General features: G+C 69.9%; 14 protein-coding genes and 1 rRNA gene. 6 read left to right on the top strand and 9 right to left on the bottom strand.

The features are described 5' to 3' along the window. Window positions 1-230 precede the first annotated feature (230 nt). A 16S ribosomal RNA gene (locus tag OG844_RS05605) occupies window positions 231-1756 on the bottom strand. A 701-nt stretch (window positions 1757-2457) separates the two neighbouring features. On the opposite strand from OG844_RS05605, the gene OG844_RS05610 reads away from it, so the two are divergent. Further along, complete coding sequence (locus OG844_RS05610; protein WP_383183442.1) at window positions 2458-2907, top strand: PTS glucose transporter subunit IIA; 450 nt, start codon at window positions 2458-2460, stop codon at window positions 2905-2907. A gap of 74 nt (window positions 2908-2981) precedes the next feature. After that, window positions 2982-4652: a phosphoenolpyruvate--protein phosphotransferase gene (ptsP, locus tag OG844_RS05615; RefSeq protein ID WP_406388510.1), complete on the top strand. Its 1671-nt coding sequence runs from the start codon at window positions 2982-2984 to the stop codon at window positions 4650-4652. 72 nt (window positions 4653-4724) lie between these two features. Here the strand turns inward: ptsP and OG844_RS05620 are convergent, their stop codons facing one another. Next, window positions 4725-5639, bottom strand: a complete 915-nt coding sequence (locus OG844_RS05620; RefSeq protein WP_406388511.1) for a hypothetical protein — start codon at window positions 5637-5639, stop codon at window positions 4725-4727. 78 nt (window positions 5640-5717) lie between these two features. Then, the gene (locus OG844_RS05625; protein WP_406388513.1) at window positions 5718-7694 is read right to left on the bottom strand and encodes an acetoacetate--CoA ligase; all 1977 of its coding nucleotides are present in this window, start codon (window positions 7692-7694) and stop codon (window positions 5718-5720) included. Window positions 7695-7916: 222 nt separating this feature from the next. Here OG844_RS05625 and OG844_RS05630 point away from each other — a divergent pair, with 222 nt between their 5' ends. Further along, window positions 7917-10298, top strand: a complete 2382-nt coding sequence (locus tag OG844_RS05630) for a glycoside hydrolase family 31 protein (RefSeq protein WP_406388515.1) — start codon at window positions 7917-7919, stop codon at window positions 10296-10298. On the opposite strand, the gene OG844_RS05635 is transcribed toward OG844_RS05630, so the two are convergent. Beyond that, window positions 10286-10801 carry an NUDIX domain-containing protein gene (locus OG844_RS05635; RefSeq protein ID WP_406388517.1) on the bottom strand — a complete coding sequence of 172 codons (516 nt, stop codon included), beginning with the start codon at window positions 10799-10801 and terminating at the stop codon, window positions 10286-10288. The genes OG844_RS05630 and OG844_RS05635 overlap by 13 nt on opposite strands. Before the next feature lie 59 nt (window positions 10802-10860). Between OG844_RS05635 and OG844_RS05640 the strand changes: the two genes are divergently transcribed. After that, entirely contained in the window at window positions 10861-11667 is an 807-nt protein-coding gene (locus OG844_RS05640) for a M15 family metallopeptidase (RefSeq protein WP_406388518.1), read from the top strand. A gap of 122 nt (window positions 11668-11789) precedes the next feature. Beyond that, the gene (locus OG844_RS05645) at window positions 11790-12137 is read left to right on the top strand and encodes an Mpo1-like protein (RefSeq protein ID WP_406388519.1); all 348 of its coding nucleotides are present in this window, start codon (window positions 11790-11792) and stop codon (window positions 12135-12137) included. A 141-nt stretch (window positions 12138-12278) separates the two neighbouring features. On the opposite strand, the gene OG844_RS05650 is transcribed toward OG844_RS05645, so the two are convergent. Genes OG844_RS05650 through OG844_RS05665 form a run of 4 tightly spaced genes read right to left on the bottom strand, consistent with a single transcriptional unit; the run spans window position 12279 to window position 16550 of the window. Continuing rightward, window positions 12279-12884 carry a GTP-binding protein gene (locus OG844_RS05650; protein WP_406388520.1) on the bottom strand — a complete coding sequence of 202 codons (606 nt, stop codon included), beginning with the start codon at window positions 12882-12884 and terminating at the stop codon, window positions 12279-12281. Further along, window positions 12865-13296: a DUF742 domain-containing protein gene (locus tag OG844_RS05655; RefSeq protein WP_406388522.1), complete on the bottom strand. Its 432-nt coding sequence runs from the start codon at window positions 13294-13296 to the stop codon at window positions 12865-12867. The genes OG844_RS05650 and OG844_RS05655 overlap by 20 nt, the downstream gene beginning before the upstream one ends. A gap of 9 nt (window positions 13297-13305) precedes the next feature. Further along, window positions 13306-13749, bottom strand: a complete 444-nt coding sequence (locus tag OG844_RS05660) for a roadblock/LC7 domain-containing protein (RefSeq protein ID WP_406388523.1) — start codon at window positions 13747-13749, stop codon at window positions 13306-13308. Further along, on the bottom strand, window positions 13746-16550 hold the full coding sequence (locus OG844_RS05665) for a nitrate- and nitrite sensing domain-containing protein (RefSeq protein WP_406388525.1): 2805 nt from the start codon (window positions 16548-16550) through the stop codon (window positions 13746-13748). The genes OG844_RS05660 and OG844_RS05665 overlap by 4 nt, the downstream gene beginning before the upstream one ends. A gap of 476 nt (window positions 16551-17026) precedes the next feature. On the opposite strand from OG844_RS05665, the gene OG844_RS05670 reads away from it, so the two are divergent. After that, window positions 17027-17479 carry a hypothetical protein gene (locus OG844_RS05670; protein ID WP_406388527.1) on the top strand — a complete coding sequence of 151 codons (453 nt, stop codon included), beginning with the start codon at window positions 17027-17029 and terminating at the stop codon, window positions 17477-17479. A gap of 127 nt (window positions 17480-17606) precedes the next feature. Here OG844_RS05670 and OG844_RS05675 read toward each other — a convergent pair whose 3' ends face one another. Next, window positions 17607-22328, bottom strand: coding sequence for a hypothetical protein (locus tag OG844_RS05675; protein ID WP_406388528.1), 4722 nt, complete (start codon window positions 22326-22328; stop codon window positions 17607-17609). Window positions 22329-22391 lie beyond the last annotated feature (63 nt).

A 22391-nucleotide genomic window follows, 5' to 3' on the forward strand; every position in this document is an offset into this window, starting at 1 on the left:
GTTCACTGGGGCCGGCAACCGAAGATCCAGACTCAACGAGCCCGTACCTTCAGATACCCAACAGCGTGCCCGACCCGACCGATCCCTCTCACTTTCCACGCCGAAGCAGTACTCGCAAAAACAACCTGTCGTGCCGAATAGTCAACGTTCCACCCATGAGCAACCACCGTCGAACATTTGCCGACGAAATGGTCTCTGGATTCCCCGAAGAGAACCTAGATGCTCCTTAGAAAGGAGGTGATCCAGCCGCACCTTCCGGTACGGCTACCTTGTTACGACTTCGTCCCAATCGCCAGTCCCACCTTCGACAGCTCCCTCCCACAAGGGGTTGGGCCACCGGCTTCGGGTGTTACCGACTTTCGTGACGTGACGGGCGGTGTGTACAAGGCCCGGGAACGTATTCACCGCAGCAATGCTGATCTGCGATTACTAGCAACTCCGACTTCATGGGGTCGAGTTGCAGACCCCAATCCGAACTGAGACCGGCTTTTTGAGATTCGCTCCGCCTCGCGGCATCGCAGCTCATTGTACCGGCCATTGTAGCACGTGTGCAGCCCAAGACATAAGGGGCATGATGACTTGACGTCGTCCCCACCTTCCTCCGAGTTGACCCCGGCAGTCTCCTGTGAGTCCCCATCACCCCGAAGGGCATGCTGGCAACACAGAACAAGGGTTGCGCTCGTTGCGGGACTTAACCCAACATCTCACGACACGAGCTGACGACAGCCATGCACCACCTGTATACCGACCACAAGGGGGGCACCATCTCTGATGCTTTCCGGTATATGTCAAGCCTTGGTAAGGTTCTTCGCGTTGCGTCGAATTAAGCCACATGCTCCGCTGCTTGTGCGGGCCCCCGTCAATTCCTTTGAGTTTTAGCCTTGCGGCCGTACTCCCCAGGCGGGGAACTTAATGCGTTAGCTGCGGCACCGACGACGTGGAATGTCGCCAACACCTAGTTCCCAACGTTTACGGCGTGGACTACCAGGGTATCTAATCCTGTTCGCTCCCCACGCTTTCGCTCCTCAGCGTCAGTAATGGCCCAGAGATCCGCCTTCGCCACCGGTGTTCCTCCTGATATCTGCGCATTTCACCGCTACACCAGGAATTCCGATCTCCCCTACCACACTCTAGCTAGCCCGTATCGAATGCAGACTCGGGGTTAAGCCCCGAGCTTTCACATCCGACGTGACAAGCCGCCTACGAGCTCTTTACGCCCAATAATTCCGGACAACGCTCGCACCCTACGTATTACCGCGGCTGCTGGCACGTAGTTAGCCGGTGCTTCTTCTGCAGGTACCGTCACTTGCGCTTCTTCCCTGCTGAAAGAGGTTTACAACCCGAAGGCCGTCATCCCTCACGCGGCGTCGCTGCATCAGGCTTTCGCCCATTGTGCAATATTCCCCACTGCTGCCTCCCGTAGGAGTCTGGGCCGTGTCTCAGTCCCAGTGTGGCCGGTCGCCCTCTCAGGCCGGCTACCCGTCGTCGCCTTGGTAGGCCATTACCCCACCAACAAGCTGATAGGCCGCGGGCTCATCCTTCACCGCCGGAGCTTTTAACCCCGTCCCATGCAGGACAGAGTGTTATCCGGTATTAGACCCCGTTTCCAGGGCTTGTCCCAGAGTGAAGGGCAGATTGCCCACGTGTTACTCACCCGTTCGCCACTAATCCACCCCGAAGGGCTTCATCGTTCGACTTGCATGTGTTAAGCACGCCGCCAGCGTTCGTCCTGAGCCAGGATCAAACTCTCCATGAATGTTTTCCCGTAATCGGGAGAGCACCATAAAAGAGCGGGACAACCAACCGGAATAGGGCTGGTCATCCACAGCGTCCTCGCTGATGTTGCCTACCCGCCACATGGGCCAGTAGGACTTCAAAGGAACCACCAACCCACCGAAGTGGGCCGGGGTATCAACAAATTTGGCGTTGACTTTTGGCACGCTGTTGAGTTCTCAAGGAACGGACGCTTCCTTCGGTCCCGTTTCACCGGGGCCCTCCGGGCGCTTCCCTTCGTTCTTGCGTTTCCGACTCTATCAGACTCTTTCGTGTCCGATTCCCGGCCGAAGCGGGCCCCCTGCGAAGCAGGAGAATTGTTACTGCGCTTTCCAGTTCTTCGCTTTCGCGCTTTCCCTTTCCGGCGAGTCCGACTCTATCAGCCGTTTTCCATTTCCTTGACCAGCTCCTGCAGACACGCAGAATGAGGCTCAGATCGGAAGTTCGGTGTTTGAGAGTCGCCGCCGACCCCCGACTCGAGGTCGTGTTGGGGCCAGGCAGAATGACGACAATACAGGCCGCTGTGGGGCGAGGCAAATCGTTCGCGGTGCACCCCTAGGTCTGCCAACCGGTAGCTCTCGGGCGGAACCGTGACTTCATATGACTTACGCTGCTGATCAGTACGCCGTCCCCATCAGTCGGTACGGCGACAACAGACCAAGCTCCACCCCTGGGAGGCTCCCCATGACCACAGTGACGTCCCCGCTTGTCGGCCGCGCGATCGGACTCACCGCGGTTCCCGATCCGGTCTTCTCCGGCGCCATGGTTGGTCCCGGTACCGCCATCGACCCCGTGCGCGAGCCCTCCGAGGCCGTCTCTCCGGTCGACGGCATCGTCGTCTCCCTGCACCCCCACGCCTTTGTCGTGGTGGACGACGAGGGACACGGGGTGCTGACCCACCTCGGCATCGACACCGTACAGCTCAATGGCGAGGGCTTCGAGCTCCTCGTGAACAAGGGGGACACCGTGACCCGTGGTCAGGGCATCGTGCGGTGGGACCCGGCCGCCGTCGAGGCAGCCGGCAAGTCGGCGATCTGCCCGATCGTGGCGCTCGAAGCCACCGCCGAATCCCTTTCCGAGGTGCGCGAGGACGGCGACGTGAAGGTCGGAGACGCACTGTTCGGCTGGCAGTAACACCTTTGGTTCAGCAACTGCCAGTGGGCATTCACCGCGGTGGCACAGCCACCGCACAACCGGAGACGGGTGAAATGGAGACAACGCTGCGAGGCGTCGGCGTGAGCCACGGTGTGGCGATCGGCGAAGTTCGGCACATGGGTACGGCGGTGCTTGAGCCGCCCGCCAAACAGATTCCTACGGAGGAGGCCGAGCGCGAGCAGGGGCGCGCCCGCCAGGCGGTGGAAGCTGTCGCGGCCGACCTGATCGCGCGAGGCAATCTTGCCGGCGGCGAGGCCCAGCACGTGCTCGAGGCCCAGGCCATGATGGCGCAGGACCCGGAGCTCATGGCCGATGTGGATCGCCGCATCGCAGTCGGCAGCACCGCGGAGCGGGGGGTCTACGACGCATTCGCCTCGTACCGGGCTCTGCTGGCCAATGCCGGGGAGTATCTGGCCGGCCGCGTCGCGGACCTCGACGATGTGCGGAACCGGATCGTTGCGCGGCTGCTCGGCGTTCCGATGCCGGGTGTTCCGGACAGTGACGAGCCCTACGTACTGATTGCTCGCGACCTGGCCCCGGCCGACACGGCCCTGCTGGACCCGGCTCTGGTGCTCGGGTTCGTCACCGAGGAGGGCGGTCCGACGAGTCACAGCGCAATTCTGGCGCGCGCACTGGGAGTTCCGGCCGTCGTTGCTCTCCCGGGAGCCGGGGAGATCGCCGAAGGCACCGTCGTCGCGGTGGACGGCAGTACCGGTGAGGTCTTCGTCGAGCCGAGCGACGAGAAGCGTACGGCGATGGAGAGCGCCGCGGCGGCCCGCAAGGCCGCGTTGTCCGCCACGACGGGACCGGGTGCCACGTCCGACGGCCACAAGGTCCCGTTGCTCGCCAATGTCGGCGGTCCCGCCGATGTGCCGGCGGCGGTGGAGGCCGGTGCCGAAGGCGTCGGGCTGTTCCGTACCGAGTTCCTGTTCCTGGACGACAGCAAGCAGGCGCCCACCGAGGCGAAGCAGATCGCGGCCTACCGTGCCGTGCTGGAGGCGTTCCCCGAGGGGCGCGTCGTCGTGCGGGTGCTCGACGCCGGTGCGGACAAGCCGCTGGACTTCCTGACCCCGGCGGACGAGCCGAACCCGGCGCTCGGTGTCCGTGGGCTGCGCAGTCTGCTGGACCACCCCGATGTGCTGCGCACGCAGCTGACCGCCCTTTCCAAGGCGGTCGAGGGTCTGCCCGTCTACCTCGAGGTCATGGCCCCGATGGTGGCCGACCGTGCCGACGCGAAGGCGTTCGCGGACGCGTGCCGTGAGGCCGGACTGCAGGCGAAGTTCGGTGCGATGGTGGAGATTCCCTCCGCCGCGCTGCGGGCTCGCTCGATCCTGCAGGAGGTGGAGTTCCTGTCGCTGGGTACCAACGACCTGGCGCAGTACACCTTCGCGGCCGACCGGCAGGTGGGCGCCGTCTCCCGACTGCAGGACCCGTGGCAGCCGGCGCTGCTGGATCTGGTCGCTCTGTCGGCCGACGCGGCCCGCGCGGAGGGCAAGAGCTGTGGTGTCTGCGGAGAGGCTGCCGCGGATCCGCTGCTTGCCTGCGTGCTGACCGGTCTGGGTGTCACCTCGCTGTCCATGGGCGCCGCTTCCATTCCCTATGTGCGCGCCACGCTGGCGAAGTACACGCTCGCGCAGTGCGAGCGTGCCGCTTCCGCCGCTCGTGCGACGGACTCCGCCGAAGAGGCACGGATCGCGGCCCAGGCGGTGCTGTCGGGCGAGTGACGCCGCCGGACTCGCGCAGTCGGTTGTGAAGGGGTTCCCGCCCTGCAGGCGGGAGCCCCTTCGTTCTTTCCGTCAGTGGTGCTCCTCCGGCTCGTCGGCGCCGAGGTCGAAGCCTGCGCAGTACTCCACGTTCGACTCCGGGGAGACCGGTTCGCCCGTGTCCGCGTCGGTGCAGTAGGCGCTGAAGACCTCGCCCGCGGTCAGCGGGACGAGTCCGCCGCGGATCAGACGCCAGCCGTACACCCGGTCGGGGGCGTCCGCGGTGCTGGTGCGCATCACCACGCCTCCCCGTGTCTCGAGTGCGATGCCGACGGCGAGGACGGTGGCGAACTCCGCTCCTTCCGACGATTCGAGATGCACCGGACCGTCGGGGTGCCTCGTCGTGTGGAGCACGGCGAGGAGCTGTTCGTTTTCCGTGGGTGTGCTGCAGACCGTGTGGTGGGTACCCGGTCCTGCTGTCTCCAGCAGACGCGTCAGCAGGTGGGAGGCCCGGTCGAAGGCGGCCCTGCCGATGTCCTGTCCGCAGTCCGCGCAGTCTCCGAGGTCCGCCAGGAGCATGGTGGCGTACTCCCAGGTAGCCCGGCGGACGGCGCGCGAGACGAGTTGCGGGATCAGGGCGTCGATGGGCTGGCCGGTATAGGCCACGGTGGCACCGGCTGCGGCGATTTCGGCGGTGAAGCGGCTGCGGTTCGTGCGGTCGTCCGGATCGAGGTCGGCGTCGGTGCAGAACTCCGCGTAGTCCTCCGGGTCGAAGAGGGCGACCGTGGTGTGCATTCCCTGCGCTGCGAGGGTTTTGAGCAGGCCTTCGACCTGCTGCAGATAGACGGAGTGATCGTCGAAGGTGAAGGTCCGGTAGTGACGCATCGCCGCGAAGTCCTCGGCGTCGACCAGGAGGCCGACGGTATTGGGTGCTTCGCGGCGCAGCGCGCGTCGCATGGATGTGGCGGAGCGGTGGTGGGTGCGTTTCGTCTGCTTGATGTGCGCCATGAGTCCCCCTGTGCGCTGTCGATCGATGCTCACTCAGCGTAATCAGGGGGACTGACAACGGTGCCCTCGGTGACCGGGTCAGCGGCGTTCGCGGGCGAGGTTCTCGTAGAAGTGGAGGAGTTCGAGGTTGTCGATGGAGCCGGGGTTGACCGCCTTGGACAGGGCCGTGCCCTGTAGGAGGCGCTTGACCGGAACCTCGATGCGTTTGCCGGTGAGGGTGTGCGGGATACCGGGGACCTCGATGACCTCGTCCGGTACGTGGCGTGGGGAGAGGTTCTCGCGGATCGTCCGCTTGATGCTGTCGCGGAGGTCGTCGTCGAGCGCGGCACCTTCGGCGAGGTGGACGAAGAGCGGCATCCAGTAGCCCCCGTCCGGCTCCTCGATGCCGATGACGAGGGACTCGCGGATCTCGGGGAGCCGTTCGACGGCTTCGTAGATGTCTGCGGATCCCATCCGCACCCCCTGCCTGTTGAGGGTGGAGTCGGAGCGTCCGTGGATGATGACCGAGCCGTGGCCGGTGAGGGTGATCCAGTCGCCGTGACGCCAGACGCCGGGGTACATGTCGAAGTAACTGTCGTGGTAGCGGCTGCCGTCGGGGTCGTTCCAGAAGTGGATCGGCATGGAGGGCATGGGGCTGGTGACGACGAGCTCGCCGACCTCGCCGGTCAGCGGCTTGCCTGCGGGGTCCCAGGCCTGGAGGTCCGTGCCGAGGCAGGGGGCCTGCAGTTCGCCGATGTGGACCGGCAGGGTGGGGACCGCGCCCGCGAAGCAGCTGCAGACGTCGGTGCCGCCGCTGACGGAGGCGATCCACAGGTCCTCGGCCACCTCGTCGTGGAGCCAGCGGAAACCGTCGGGCGGAAGCGGGGAGCCGGTGGTGGCGACGCATTGGACACGGCTGAGGTCGTGGTCGCGGCCCGGATGGATTCCGGCCTTGCGGCAGGCCATGACGTAGGCCGCGGAGGTACCGAAGAGGGTCGCTCCGGTCTGTTCGGCGACCCGCCACTGGGCGCTGACGTCCGGGTATCCGGGGCTTCCGTCGTACAGCACGACCGTGGTGCCGGTCAGCAGGCCGGAGACGAGGAAGTTCCACATCATCCAGCCGGTGGAGGTGTACCAGAAGAAGCGGTCGTCGGGGCCGAGGTCGCAGTGCAGCCCGATCTGCTTGAGGTGTTCGACGAGGATGCCGCCCTGGGACTGGACGATCGCCTTGGGAAGTCCGGTGGTCCCGGAGGAGTACAGCACCCAGAGCGGGTGCTCGAAGGGGACCTGTTCGAAGACGGGTTCGACATCGGCGGAGGTGAGCGCGGACCACTCGAGGGCTCCGTCGGGCGCGTCCGTGCCGAGGAGCGGGATGTGGACGACGGCGCGCAGGGTGGGGAGCTCGCGTCGGAGCTCCGCCACGGTCTCGGTGCGGTCGTGCTCCTTGCCGCCGTAGCGGTAGCCGTCGACGGTGAACAGGACGACGGGTTCGACCTGCTGGAAGCGGTCGAGGACGCTGCGGGCACCGAAGTCGGGGGCGCACGACGTCCAGACTCCGCCGACGGCAGCCGTGGCGAGGAAGGCGACGACCGCCTGCGGAATGTTGGGGAGGTACCCGCTGACGCGGTCGCCGGGTGTGACGCCGAGGGCGCGCAGCTCGGCGGCGAGGGAGCCGACCTGGCTGCGGAGCGACGACCAGCTGATGGGGATCTGCGTGTGGGTCTCGTCGACGTGGAGCAGTGCCGGGGCATCGGCGCGCAGGGGGTCGTCGGCGGTCCGCAGTGCGTGTTCGGCGTAGTTGAGGGTGGATCCGGGGAACCACTGGGCACCGGGCATGGCGCGGTCGCCGATGACGGTCTCGTACGGGGTGGAGAAGCGCACGTCGAACCAGTCGGTGACGGCCTGCCAGAAGGTGTCGAGCTCGTCGACCGACCAGCGGTGCAGTGCCTCGTAGCCGCCTTCGGCGGGCGCTCCGTACCGCCCTGCCGCCCAGCGCTGGAAGCGGGTGACGGCCGCGGCCTCGATGCGTTCGGGGTCGGGCTGCCAGAGGGGGGCTTCGCCGGCTTCTGAGGTCATGGGGTGGCTCCCTGGCCTTTCTCGGGTACGCGGGGTGTGCGTGCGTCGCGCGCACGGGCTGGGGTGTGCGCGTGAGCGGCATTCACGGACGATGCCATGTGATCGTCTTTCGCACCAGGGTCCCCCGGCCATGGTTGCCGGCGCGGCAGTGTGGTCCGGCCACAGGTGAACGGAAGCTGAACGGACCCCGTTCGCCGTCGGCCGGGTGGCAGGGTGGCCTGCATGGATGGTCGTGACCTGGTGCGCTCGGTGAAGATGGTCGGTTCCGTGCAGGGGATGCGCGCGGTGCGCTCCGCCTGGCGACGACGGCGGACGGACGCGCGGGCGTTGCCGCCGCGGGGGCCGGAGCGGGCTCGGGTCCCCGGTCTTCTGGTGGGGGCCGAGCCCGGACCGGGCGGGGGTGTCGTGAGATTCGCCCGTTCGGAGTTGCGCATCCGTGTGGCCGTCGGTGGTGCGGTGTTCTGGTCCTGGGACGGTGCGGAGTCGATGCCGTCCTACGCGCTGCCGGGAGAGGCGCCGGAACCGGATCCGCGGGCCGGGCTGGAGCCGGACAAGGACGGCGGCTGGCAGGTGGTGTCGGAGCGGCTGACGGTGGCGGTGTCGCGGCACGGGGCGGTGGAGCTGCGTACACCGGGCGGTGTGGTGCTGCGCCGGGAGCTGCCGCCGCGGTGGTGGGAACCGGTGGGCGGGGGTGCGGCGCGTTGGGTCCAGCGCTCCGAGGTGCCTGCCGACGCGCGCTTCTTCGGACTCGGTGGGCGGGCGGGCGGTCCGCGGCTGCGCGGGGGGACGTACAGGCTGTGGAACACCGATCCGGGTGGCCGCTTCGGTCCCGGGGACGATCCGCTGTATCTGACTATGCCGGTGCAGTTGGTGGTGTCGGACGCGGGGACGCATCTGGCCTTCCATGACAACACCTGGTCGGGCCGGGTGACCCTCCGGGAGGGTGAGGAGGGTGCGGGGTCCGGGCATGACCGGCCGGGTACCTGTGAGGTGCGGATGGAGGGCGGTCCGCTGCGCTGCTGGGTGGTGACGGGTACGCCGTCCAGGGTGCTGCAGGGCTGGACGGCGCTGACCGGTGCGCCCGCGCTGCCGCCCTCGTGGGCGTTGGGTCCGCAGCACTCCAGGTGGGGGTTCGGCAGCGAGGACGAGGTGCGGCGGATAGTGGCGGGGTACCGGGAGCGGGGCCTGGCACTGTCGGCGGTGCACCTGGACATCGATCACTACGACGCGCATCAGGTCTTCACGGTCGACCGTGAGCGGTTCCCCGATCTGCCCGGGCTGGCCAAGGAGTTGCGCGCGGACGGGGTGCGTCTGGTGTCGATCGTCGACCCGGCGGTGAAGGCGTCACCGGGCAACGGGGTTTTCGACAGCGGCCGGGAGGTCGGCACGGCGGGTGCGTTCGTCCGGGATCCGCAGGGGCGCCGGGTGCTCGGTGAGGTGTGGCCGGGTGAGTGCGTCTACCCGGACTTCACCGATCCGCAGGTGAGGCAGTGGTGGGGGACGCTGTACGAGGAGCGGCTCGCCCAGGGGTTCTCCGGGGTGTGGCACGACATGAACGAGCCGGTGGCGTTCACGGCCTTCGGGGACCCTTCGCTGCCGCATTCGTCCCGGCACGCGCTTGAGGGCCGTGGCGGTGACCATCGTGAGGCGCACAACGTCTACGGCCTCACGATGGCGCAGGCCGGGTACGAAGGGCTGCGCAGGCTGCGGCCCGATGAGCGGCCGTTCCTGTTCTCCCGTTCCGGCTGGGCGGGGATGCAGCGGTACGGAGGCACCTGGTCCGGTGACGTGGCGACGGGGTGGCCCGGGCTGCGTGCGTCGCTGGCCCTGGTGCTGGGTCTCGGACTCTGCGGGGTGCCGTATTCGGGGCCGGATGTGGGCGGGTTCGACGGGTCGCCGTCGCCGGAGCTGTATCTGCGCTGGTTCCAGCTGGGCGCGTACCTGCCGTTGTTCCGTACCCATGCGGCCATCGACGCGGGGCGGCGGGAGCCGTGGGAGTTCGGGACCGAGGTGCTCAGTGGCGCGAGGGCCGCACTGGAGGAACGGGAGCGGCTGCGCCCCTACTTCGTGACGCTGGCGGAACTGGCCAGGCTGACGGGTGCGCCGTATGTGCGGCCGTTGTGGTGGGGGGCCTCCGGGGACCGGGCGCTGCGGGAGTGCGAGGACGCGTTCCTGCTGGGCGATGCACTGCTCGTGGCACCGGTGCTGGAGTGCGGGTCGGATCGCCGGGCGGTTCGGCTGCCGCGCGGCCGCTGGTACGACACGGCGACCGAGGAGGCGTACGAGGGGCCGGGACAGGTTCTGCTGGACGCGCCGTTGTCACGGATTCCGGTGCTGGCGCGGGCCGGGGCGGTGCTTCCGGTGCGGCGTGCGGACGGAAGCACGGAGCTGGAGGTGTGGGCTCCTGCGGCGGGGCGCACGGGTGGCGGGCTGGTGGCGCGCGATGTGGGCGACGGGTGGACCCGGTCCGAGGTGGAGCGGTTCACGTCCCGGCTCTCGGGCGGGCGTGTCGTGGTCGAGCGGGACGGTGAGGAGGACCTGGTGACGTATCCGGTACGGGTGCGGGGGCTGCGGGCCCCCGCGGGCCCGGTTCAGTCGCTGTAGCTGCCGGCGAACCAGGAGCGTACGGCCCGGGTGTGCAGCGGGAAGGCGAGCTCCGCGGGGGTCTGCAGGACCTCGAACCCCGAGGTCTCGTCCGTGGGCACGGACGGCGGCAGGTCCGCGGCGGGGCGGGGCGGGAGCAGACCGAAGAGGAGGAGATGGCCGTCCGGCGAGCTCAGGGCGTCGGCGAGCCGTACGTCCGTCCCGTCGGCCTTGATCCCGGTTTCCTCGCGCAGTTCCCGTACGACCGCCTCGCGCCAGTCCTCGGTGTGGTCGATGTACCCGCCGGGCAGGGCGATGCCGCCCAGTTGCGGTGGGATGGTGCGGGTGATGACGACGAGTCCGGTGCCGTGCGGGCCGGTGACGGGCAGGAGGGCGACGGCGACGGGCAGCGGGTTGCGGTAGGTGGTGGCGCCGCAGGCGGGGCAGGTGCGTGGCCAGGCGGTGGGCACCGACGGGTCTGCGGAGTACGGGGCTCCGCAGGAGCTGCAGTGGGAGTCCTTCACGGGCGGACTGTATCCGATCGCCCTTCTCCTCCGCCCCCGAGCTGATGGACGATGTGCCCATGACAGGAATCGTTCACGCCCTCCGCGCTTCGGCCGCCGCTGCCGCCGCCCTGCTCGCCCTGACCGCTGCCGCTCCGGTGGCCCGGGCCGAGCCCGAACCCAAGGCTCCCCCGGAGTTCGTCGACCTGCGCTCCGTCGATCCCACGATCATCACCGAGATGCGGTACACCACCGCGCACACCTTCCTGGGCGAGCGGGTGGAGGGGTACCGGCAGCCCGTCTGCATCCTGACCCGGCCCGCGGCACGGGCGCTGCGCACGGCTCAGCGGAGCCTCCTGCGCCAGGGTTACTCGCTCAAGGTGTACGACTGCTACCGGCCGCAGCGGGCGGTGGACCACTTCGTGCGCTGGGCGAAGGATCTCGACGACCAGACCATGAAAAACGAGTTCTATCCGCTCGTCGACAAGACCCGTCTGTTCGAGGACGGTTACATCGCGGAGAAGTCCGGTCACAGCCGGGGCAGCACGGTCGACCTGACGCTGGTGAAGCTTCCCGCCCTGCCGACCAGGCCCTACGTGCCGGGCGAGCGGCTGGCGCCGTGCTACGCGCCGGCGGACGAGCGATTCCCCGACAACTCGGTCGACATGGGGACGGGTTACGACTGTTTCGACACCTTGTCGCACACGGACGACCCGAGGGTGCAGGGGATACAGCGCACGAACCGGCAGTTCCTGAAGACGACGCTCACCGGCCTCGGTTTCGTGAACCTGGCCGAGGAGTGGTGGCACTACACCTACAAGCCCGAGGTGTTCCCGGACACCTACTTCGACTTCCCGGTGAGCAGGCGGTCCGTCGCGGGCCACTGAGAGCGGCTCCGGCGCGAAGAACGGGCGACCGGGACCACCCCCGTGGGCTCCGGCCGCCCGTTCTCCTTGTCGGACGCGGAACTGCCGTATCCGGTTGCCATCTGAGCCATTACGGTGCCTCTATGTCACAACAGACGTTCGATTCGTACGAAGAGTTCTGGCCCTACTACGTCGCGATGCATTCCAGGGCGGCGACGAGGTGGGTCCATCTGACGGGAACACTGACCGGTCTCGCCGTCACCGCCTACGGACTGGCGCGCGGCCGGAAGCGCTACGCCGCTGCGTTGCCCCTGATCGGGTACGGCACCGCCTGGCCGGCGCACTTCCTCATCGAGAAGAACAATCCCGCCACGTTCGGGCACCCCGCATGGTCGCTGCGCGGCGATGTGCAGATGATCCGCATGATGCTCGCCGGACGGGACGGGGAGCTGGCCGAGACGGCCGCCAAGTGGCTCGCCGAGAACCCCTGACCGGAGGGTGTGCACGGGGGTTGACGGTCCGTCACGACAGGTGAAGACTCCTTCCACGACCACTGCCGGTCCGCACCGTACGCGCGGCCCGTACCCCGGTCGGCGGGGGTACGGGCCGCGTTCGGTGCTGTCGCCGGACTGTCAGGTCGTGGCAGGTTCCCGGAGCCGGTCGGCCCGCGCCATCGCGTGTTCGACGACGGCCACCAGCACATCCCGTACGGACGCCCGGTCGCGCGCGTCGCACAGGAGAACCGGTACCTCGGGGTCGAGGTCGAGTGCCGTTCGCACCGCTTCGTCGGGGAACTGTTCGGCCCCCTCGAAGAGGTTGACCGCGACGGTGAACGGGATCCCGCGGCGCTCGAAGTAGTCGACCGCCGCGAAGCAGTCCTCCAGCCGGCGGGTGTCCGCGAGGACGACCGCCCCCAGCGCGCCCTGGGCCAGTTCGTCCCACAGGAACCAGAACCGGTCCTGTCCGGGCGTCCCGAACAGATAGAGGACCAGGTCCTCGCGCAGGGTGATCCGCCCGAAGTCCATGGCCACCGTGGTGGTGTTCTTGCCCTCGACACCGGCAAGGTCGTCGACGGGGCGGCCCGCCTCGCTCAGCCTCTCCTCCGTACGCAGCGGTCTGATCTCGCTGACCGCCCCCACCAGGGTCGTCTTGCCTACGCCGAATCCGCCCGCCACCAGGATTTTCAGGGTAACGGGCTCAACGGGCCGCTTTCTGCGGCTAGAGCGCCCGAAGGCCATTGATCACCTCGCGAAGAATGTTCACGTCCGGCAGCTCGGCCGGCGGAACGGGACGGGTGACATGAACCAGTTCGTCCTCGACGAGATCGCCGACCAGGACCCGGACCACCCCGACAGGGAGGTCCAGTCCGGAGGCGAGCTCGGCGATGGACTGGGGCATGTCGCTGCACAGTTCAACGATCTCCACGTGTTCCGGGGAGAGCGTCTGATCACGGCCCGGATCGTCGGCCGCGGGTTCGGGGACGACGATCGCGATCAGGTCGAGACGATGACGGGACGCGCTGCTGGTACGGCCCCGGGTCATCGCGTAGGGACGGACGACCGGGCCTGCTTCGGCGTCGTACCAGCGTGAGGAGCCCACATCGGTGGGTGCTGATCCGGGGGCGGTGCCCCGGTCGGAGTCGGCGCTCATGCCGTCCGCTCACCCGCCGGCGGGGAAACCGGTCGTCCGGGGGGCGTTGGCCAGGTGAACCCCCACGCGCTTGACCATGAGTGTCATCTCGTACGCCACCTGCCCGACGTCCGAGTCCGAGTCGGAGAGGACGGCGAGACAGCTGCCGTCACCGGCCGCGGTGACGAAGAGGAAGGCGTCGTCGAGTTCCACTACGGTCTGCCGGACCCGGCCCGCGTCGAAGTGCCGGCCCACGCCCTTGGCGAGGCTGTGGAATCCGGACGCCACGGCTGCCAGGTGTTCGCTGTCCTCGCGGGTCAGATCCTTGGACGTGCCGGTGGCCAGGCCGTCGCTGGAGAGCACCAGCGCCTTACGGATGCTCGCGACGCGCTCGACCAGTTCGTCGAGGAGCCAGTTGAGTTCGCCGGAGCCCTGGCGTGAGGCGTTGTGTGCTGCGGCGTTCGGTGCGGTCATCGACCGTCCCCTCCCGGAGTGGTTCCTGGTGCTGTCTCGCCGTGGCCGGTCACGTCCTCGGCGTTCTGCCGACGGCCGCGCTGCCAGCCGCGTTGAAGCGAAGCCATGCGATTGCGTACTTCGTCCGCGTCACGTTCGAGGTCGTCGACGGTGTCTGCGGGGGCGTTGCCGGGAGTCCGGCCCGCGGAGTCCTCCCGGAGCTGAGGGGCGAGGCTTGCCTGCCGGACCCTGCGCGGCAGGCCGCCCACGGTGTCCGGTGCGGACGGCCGCGCACTGGAGCTGCGCTGTGACGGGAAGGGGGCCCGCCGGCCGGCCGCCGAGACGGTGCCTGTCTCGGGAGCGGCCGGGAAGACCGCGGCGTCCGGCGCGACCGGGAAGTCGTCCGGTGCCGTGGAGGGGGACCGGTCCCGTTCGCCGACCCGGCGGCCGTGGTCGGTGACCAGGGTCGGCGGCTTGCGGCGCGGCAGCGGTACGGGCCCCGCGGGGCGCATCGGGCGGACGTCTCCGGAGCGCCCGTCGGACGGGTCGAACGCCTGCTGGTGCTGTTCACGGCCGGTGTCCCGGCGCAGATCGCGGGCGCGGAAGATGCCGCCGCGCTCGCTCTCCGTGTCCTCGAGGTCGGAGACGCCGTCGAGGACGGGCGCGAGCGCCGGGTCGAGTACCTGGTCGTCGGTGAACTCCAGGGCCCCTACCGGGCTTTCGAGTTCCACGGGGCCGTCGAGCACGGACGGGTCGCTGAGTCCGGTGGGGACCGGCGAGAGCCCGGCGGGCCTGGCCGTGGTGGTCACGTCCGCCAGTCCGTCCCTGCGGGCCTTGTCGCTGCCGGGCACGGTGCTGCCCGGCCGGCCGCTGCCGATGGCCTTCTCGGCCCGGCGGTCGAGGCGGAAGCCCGTGCCATGGGTGTCGGGTGCGTCGGTGAGCAGTTGGGCCGGGATGAAGACGATCGCGGTCGTCCCCCCGTACGGCGATGTCTGCAGCGACACCCTGACGTTCTGCCGCTGGGCGAGCCGGCTGACCACGAAGAGGCCGAGCCGGTCGGTGTCGGAGAGCTCGAAGTCGGGGGTCTCGGCGAGCCGTAGGTTGGCGTCCAGGAGGACCTCGGGCGACATGCCGAGGCCGCGGTCGTGGATCTCGAGCGTGAAGCCGTTGGCCACGCGTTCGCCGTGCACCTGGACGGCGGCGTGCGGGGGCGAGAACACGGTGGCGTTCTCAAGGAGTTCGGCGATCAGGTGGGTGAGGTCGGCCACGGCGGGGCCGCCCACGCCGATACGGGCGAGGCGCCGTACCTCGATCCGTTCGTAGTCCTCGACCTCGGCGACCGCCGCCCGTACCACGTCCATCAGCTGGATGGGCTTGCGCCACTGCCGGGAAGGGGCTGCCCCGGAGAGGATCACGAGCCCTTCCGCGTGGCGCCGCATGCGGGTGGTGAGGTGGTCGAGGCGGAAGAGATCGGAGAGTTCGTCGCTGTTCTCGGTGCGGCGCTCCATGGTGTCCAGGAGCGTCAGCTGGCGGTGCAGGAGCACCTGGTTGCGCCGTGCGAGATTGACGAAGACCTCGGAGACGCCGCGGCGCATGTCCGCCTGCTTGACCGCGGCCTCGACGGCGGCCCGCTGGAGCGTGTTGAGCGCCTGGCCGACCTGGCCGATCTCGTCCCGTTCGTACTGGAGGTGCGGGGCCTCGGTCTCGACGTCGACCTGTTCGCCCGCGGCCAGCCGCCGCATCACGCTCGGCAGCCGTACGCCGGACACCTCGTGGGCGTCCTTGCGCAGCCGGGAGAGGTCGCGGACGAGCTCGCGTCCGATGCGTACCGAGACGAAGACGGAGACGAGCAGCGCGACGAATCCGAGGACACCGGCGACGCCTGCCTGGATGAGGACGCGGTATCCGGCCGGTTCGGCACGGTCCTGGAAGCGGTTCGCCATCTCCGTGCTGTCGTTGGCCAGGTGTTCGAGAACCGGCGGGGCCACTTCCTGCCAGCGCGCCGCGTCGATGGGGCCGGGCTTCTTGAACGGGCCTGCGGCAATGAGCCGTTGCTCGGCCGTACGCAACGATTCGGTGTCGGGGCTTCCCCAGTACTGCTCCATGCGCCGGCTCTCGGCCTCGGGCAGCAGTTCGAGGTTGACCTCGTACAGAAGGTTGCGGCTGGCGGCGAGGTCGGAGATGGCGCGCAGCTCGGGGGCGCCCAGGCGTCCCGCGATGAGGCCCGAGGTGATCAGCGCGTCCTCGCGGGAGAGCATCTCGCGCGCCCGGGAGATGCCGACCAGCGCCCGGACCTGCTTGTCCATCGATACGTTCTCCATGGTGTGGAGTCCGTTGAGGAAGCGGTAGCAGGGGTCGACGAGACCGTTGTAGAAGTCGAGGGCACGGGTACGGTCGATGGTGCGCTTCTCGACGGACGCACGCAGCGAGTCCAGGCCGTCGACCTCGCTGAGGATCGAGTCGAGCTGCGTCTCCGCGTCCTGACTCAGCGCGTCGCGGACGCCCTCCTGTTGTGCGCTCCTCCTGACGTCCGCCACGACCCGGTCGGTCGCGGCACGTTGACGGCGCAGGATCGGCAGGGCGTCGGAAGCCCGGGGGTCGGCGAGGAAGACCAGCGTCTGACGGCGTTCGCCCTGGACGGCACGGACGGTGTCCTCCAGAGGATGGCCGACCTTCTCCACGATGGCGCTCGCACCCATCAGTTCGTCGGCTTCGCGCCCGGTGACGTAAGTGGCGAAGACCCAGAGTCCCGTGAGAGAGACGAGCGGCACCAGGAGCAACGCCACGATCTTCCTGCGGATGGACTTCCCGCGAAAGCGCATGGCCTCCCCCAGCTCGACCCCGCGCTGCGGGGGTGGTCGTGTCGGTGTCGTTCCGGTGTTCCGGCGGTGGTCCGCCGGAGGTACGTCGGTGTGCCGTCAACAAACGGCGCGAGCCTACTACTGACAAGCAGACAACTCGAAGGCGTGTCCGGACGATTTTCGGCCGCCCTCCCCATCGTTGATCACGAGTTGTCCGGGTATTCCCTGAGATGAAATTCGCGAAAGCGACAGAGAAAGTCTCCCGACAGGCCACGGAGTCACTTCAGGCAGTTGGCTGGAATTCTTCGTTCCGCGACCGTACGGGGCCGATTGAGGATGTTCTGCGGGAATCTTCCCGGCTCGGCATTCGTCCACATGTACGGGGCAGGAGAACATTATGGGGCAGGCGTGGCAGAGCTGCAGGGCCCGCCCGCGTAGAACGGGCGCAACCCGGGCAGCCACCCTGAAGTCGGACAGCGGTGGGGAGTTGAAGGTCCTTGGACACGGAAGAGCGTCGGATCGCGGCGTCGGCTGCGGAGGCGACCGGGCCGGCGAGGGTTCCGCGGCAGCAGCTGTGGGTGGAGGAACCCGCGCTGCGGCGGCGGATGCCTGATCCGGTGCGGACTGCCGCGGTGCGTGCCGTCCTCATAGCGTCGCTGACGATCATTCAGGCCATGGTGGCCTTCCTGTGCACCCTCGCCGGATCGTGGCTCGCCTTCCCGATGGTGCTCAGCGGTGTGGGCAGCACGGTCGTCGCGACATGGTCGGTGCTGGATGTGTGGGTGACCCGGCAGGTGTGGAACCAGCGCAACGGCGTGGTGTCCGTGCCGTCCAGCACCGCGCGTCGCATGCGGCGTGAGCGGCGCCGCGCCCGGCGCACGGCCAGGGCGCAGACGCGCAAGGCCACCCGGATACGGCGCCGGGGCACAGGCGGGCTCTCCAGGGCCTGACGGCCTGTGCTCCGGCGCGGTGGCCGGCGATCCGGTGACGCTCGGACGGTTGGAAAGGCCCTCACCGTTGGAGAGGCCCTCATGGTTCGAGAGGGCCTCACGGTTCGAGAGGGCCTCCGGGACAGCCTCAGCGAAGAGTCGTCTCCGACCGCATCTCCGGAACCGATGCCCCCGCCGGGGCGTTCGGCGTCTGCTCGCTGCGCTTGAACATGCGGGTCGCCGTGATCTCTCCGTGGACGGTCTCCCCCGCCGGGTCCTGCTGCGGCAGTCCCGGCCTCAGGTGCTCCTCCACGCTGATGTACTTCAGTCCCGCGCGCAGGTCCGCGTCGTTGCGGAGCCGGATGACCAGCGGGAATTCGGCGAGCGCCGTGGTGTCGAACAAACCGGTCGTGTAGAGGAGCTGAACCCCCAGGGCGTCCGAGACGGCACGCTGGAGTTCCAGCAGATAGGTGGCGTTGGCCCGGCCGATGGGATTGTCGAGGAAGAGGGTGCCCGCGTGGCGATGGCGGTCGCGGCCCCGGTCGTTGCTGCGCAGGGCCGCCATCGTGCAGTACAGGGCGATCGCCGCGGTCAGCAGCTGACCGCCCGAGAAGACATCGCCCATCTGCCCGACCGGGACCCGCTCGGCGCGCAGCACCGCGTCCGGCTTGAGGATCTCCACGGCGATGCCCTTGGGCAGCAGCGCCGCCTGGACTCCCCGCAGCAGCAGGGACATACCGTCCCGGCGCAGGTCGGAGTTCTTCTTGAGCGCGGCGTGTGTGGCGTCGTCGATGACCTCTCCGAGCCGTTCGCTGAGAGTGGCCTGGTCGGGTTCCTCGAAGCGGATCCGGAGGAACTCCTGGCCGGACCACTCCCCGAGCCCCTCGGGAAGCCGGGAGAGCCGCTGGGCGGAGCGAAGGGTCGTGAGGGCGGAGTCCACGAGACCGCGGAGCCGGTCGACGATGGAGTCGCGGTTGCGCTCCAGCTGGGCGAGCTCGTCGGTGAGCACCCGCAGCCGGGGGGCGAAGGCGGCGGCCCACTTCTCCGCGTGGTCGGGAAGGGCGACGGCCGGTAGCTCACGGATCTGCTGCCGGGCGGGTGTGCGGACCTGCTCGTAGCGGGTGGAGTTGGCATGCCGTACGAGCACGTCGCTCGCTTCCCGTACGGAACTCTCGGCCGCCGACAGGTCGGTGACGCAGCCGCGCAGTGAGCGCCGGGCCTCCGCGGCGGACTGCCTGGCCTCCTCGAGGGTGCCGGGGTACGGGCTGGGGGCGTCGCCTTCGTCGTCCGCGCCGTGGTCCCTGAGCAGATCGCGCAGGAGCGCCGCCGTCTCGTCGAAGCCGCTCGCCGAGTCCTCCGCGCCGCGGTGGGCGCGCAGCAGTTCGGCGTGGGTGGCACGGGCGGTGTCCAGGGCCGCGGTGGCGGTGGCCAGTTCGGCCGTTGCCGTGCGGAACAGGATCTGGGCCTGTTCCGCGTCGGCCGGGGAGAGGTCCTCGGAGAGCTCGGTGTGGCGTGCCTCGTCGTCGGCCGGGGCGAGCCGTTCCGCCTCGCCCCGCAGCCTGCCGAGCTGCTCGCTGGCCGTGGACGCCCTGGTCTCCAGGAGCTGCACGAGGGACTCGGCGCGGGCGGCCGCGGCCTGCCGCGAGGGGCCGTCGGCGCCGTCGGTGCCTTCGAGGAGCTGGGCGGCACGGGTACGGACCTTGTTGGAGAGGCGGTCGAGCTCCGCGACGGCGGCACTCTCGTCGCTCTCGGCGCGGGCCTGCTCGGCGCGCAGGTCGGCGCCGACGCCCACCTTCTCGTACAGCTGGGATGCGGCCCGGTACGCCTCGCGCAGGGCGGGGAGGGAGGTGCGGGCTGTGCCGGCGGCCTGCTCGGGCAGGGTTTCGGGGGCACCCGCGATCTCGGCGCGTTCGGCGCGCAGGGCACGGGCGGTGCGTCGGGCGTCGTCCGCGGCGCGCTGGGCGGCCCTGCGGTCCTCGTCCGCGGCACGCGCCCGATCCAGGCAGACCGTGGCCCGTGCTTCGGATTCGGCTGCTTCGTCCGTCAGTTCACGGAGCCGTGCCTGCCAGGCCGACCGCTCGCGCAGACGGTGCGCCAGGCCGGCGAGGGCGTCGGCAGCACGGCGGGCGCGCTGCGCGGTCTCCTGCCGCTCCTCGCGGACGCGTGCGGCGTCGGCGGCGGCTTCGTCGGCCTCGGCGCGGACGGTGCGCGCCTCGGCGAGTACGGCCTCGGCCGTCTCGGCGGCGGTGCGCGCGGTACGGGCAGCATCGCCGAGCTCGCCGAGCATGCCGGGCGGGCAGTCGGAGCGCCACGAGCCGATACGGGCGGCGAGGGAGCGGTCGGCGGTGAGCCGCGCCGCCAGGATCCTGATGTCCTCGTCACGGGCTGCGGCCCGGGTCCTGAGCGCCTGCCGTTCCTCGTCCGCCGCGTGCTCGTCGTGCATGGCCGGGTTCGGCGGGACGAGGAAGACCTCGTCCGCTCCGCCCGTGCCTGCGCCGGGCGCGGGGACGGGTGCGAGGAGTGCCGCGGTGGTGCCGACCGCGACGGCCGAGCGGGGCAGCAGGGCCGCGGTGCCGAGCACCTCCCGGGCGCGGGCGTGGGCGTCCGGGTCGGTGATGACGACGCCGTCGACGAGCTCGGGGCGTGCGGAGAGCATCGCTGCGTGGTCGGCGGGGTCGACGGCCTGGGCGAGGTAGCGCCAGCCGGGCAGGGCCGGGATGCCGTGCTCACCGAGGTACTCGACGGTGGCGAGGACGTCGGGGCCGGGCGGCAGCAGTCCTCCGTCGCCGAGCGCGCCCAGGATGCGTGCGTCGTCGGCGGCGGCGGTGCGCAGGTCGAAGAGCCTGCGCTCGGCGGAGGCGACGCCCTGGTCGAGGAGCTCACGCAGTTCGTCGGCGCTGCTGTCGAACTCCTCGGCGCTGAGGGACTGCGCGTCCCGGGAAGCCGGTCCGCCGGCCCCCGGGGTGCTCTCCCCCTCCTGTTCTGCGGCGCCCCGGCGGGGGCGGGGCACGCCGGTGCCGCTCGTGGTCTGCAGTCCCAGCAGGTCGGCGAGGCGGTGGTCGGCCGCGATCGACTCGGCGGCCCTGCGCTCGGCCTCGTACGACTGTTCGGCGGCCTGCGCGCCGTCCGCGGCCCTTGCCGCGGCGAGCTCGGCGCGGCTCTCGGCCGCCGCCGCCTCCCTGGCGTGGTCGGCCGTGGCCCGGGCGGCCTCCCTGGCGGTGTCCCAGGCGGCGACGGCGGTCTGTTCGGCATCGCTCGCGGCGAGCGCGGCGCGGGCCGGGTCGGCGTCCGGCGCGGTGTTGTCGAGCCAGCCCGCCCGGACGGCTTCGGCTGTCTCCTGTTCGACCTCGGCGAGGCGCTGGCGCAGGTGTCCGGCCTCGCTGCGGGCGCGCTGGGCCTCCGTGGCCGCGGTGGTGGCGTCGCGGTGAGCCGTCTCGCCGGTGGCCTGGAGGGTGGCGGAGCGCTCCTCCTCCTCGTTGGCGACGCTCTCGCCCGCCTCGGCCGCTGTGTGCAGGGCGCGCACCAGGTCCGCGGCGGCTGTGGCGCGTGCGGCGAGAGCCGGGGCGGCGTCCCGTTCCGCCTCCCGGATGGCCACGGCGACGCGGGCGGAGCGGTCGGCTGCCGCGCGATGGCGCAGGACCGCCTCGGCTGCCTGCCAGGCGGCGTGCAGGGTACGGGCGTCGCCCAGCTCGCGGCGCTGGGCCGCCGCGCCCTTCTCCGCGGCTGCCAGGGCCAGTGAGGCGTGCCGGTAGGCCAGCTCCGCCGCGATCAGGTCCCGGTGGCCGCGGGCGGCCTCCGCCGCCGTGACGGTGTGGGCGGCTGCTGTGACCTGCTCGGCCAGCTCCGCGGTGCGGCCCCGCTCCTCGGCGGCGCGGGTGGCCAGCCTGCGGGCGATGGTGCGGGTGCGGCGCTCGGCACCGGCGTGGATGTCGCGGCTGCGGGCCCTGGTCGCGGTGGCCTCGACGATCCGGCCCAGCAGGTCGACGGATCCCGCGGTGAAGTCGCGCTCTGCTGTGAGCTCGGCGCGCCGGCCCAGCTTGTTGCCGAAGCCGCTGACGAGGTCGGCGAGGCCGTCCGTGTCGCGGGTGTCGGTGACGGCCCGCAGCAGCAGGTCGGTGAAGTCGGAGTCCTTCTTGACGGCGAACAGACCGGCTGCCTCGCCCTCGTCCGAGTTCATCTCGCGCTGGTAGCGGAAGAGTTCGGGGTCGAGGCCCAGCTCACCGAGGTGCTCGTTCCATCGGTCGTGGATCTCTTCCCAGTGCACATCGAGGTGCTGGTAGAACTTGCCCGCGTCCGTGAGGGCGTCCCGGAAGCCCTTCATGGTGCGGCGCCTGCCCCGGGCGCCGGAGACGCCTTCGGCCGGGCGGCCCACGGAGGTGGCCTCGGCGACGGGGAGGCTGTCGAGGCTGAGTCCCGGCCCGGGGCGGAAGGAGTACCAGGCTTCGGCGAACTTGCGCGGGTCGTTGGACACCTGACGCCCGCGCCACTCGCTGACCTTGCCGACGACCACGCATTCACCGGTGAGCGTGTGCTGCCACTCCAGGGCGACATGCCCGCAGTCGTCGGCGAGCAGGAACTTGCGCAGCACTCCCGAGCTCGCGCCGCCCAGGGTGTTGCGGTGCCCCGGCAGCATGACGGAGAAGATCAGCTTGAGCAGGACGGACTTTCCGCCGCCGTTCTCCAGGAAGAGCACACCTGCGGGTGCGGGACGGCGCGGCGGGCCCACCGGCTCGTCCTCGAAGAACTCCGCCTGGGCCGGTGCGGGGTGGGGCACGGGCTGACCGACACCGCGCAGGTCGAGCACGGTGTCGGCGTAGCGCGCACCGGCGGGTCCGATGGAGTAGAGGCGGACCCGGGACAACTCGTACATGGCGGCGGACTCTCGTCGTTCAGGCAGCGGAGGGGCAACGGAAGAGGCTGGGCCCGACAGGTG

It is taken from the genome of Streptomyces sp. NBC_00887, from assembly GCF_045207585.1.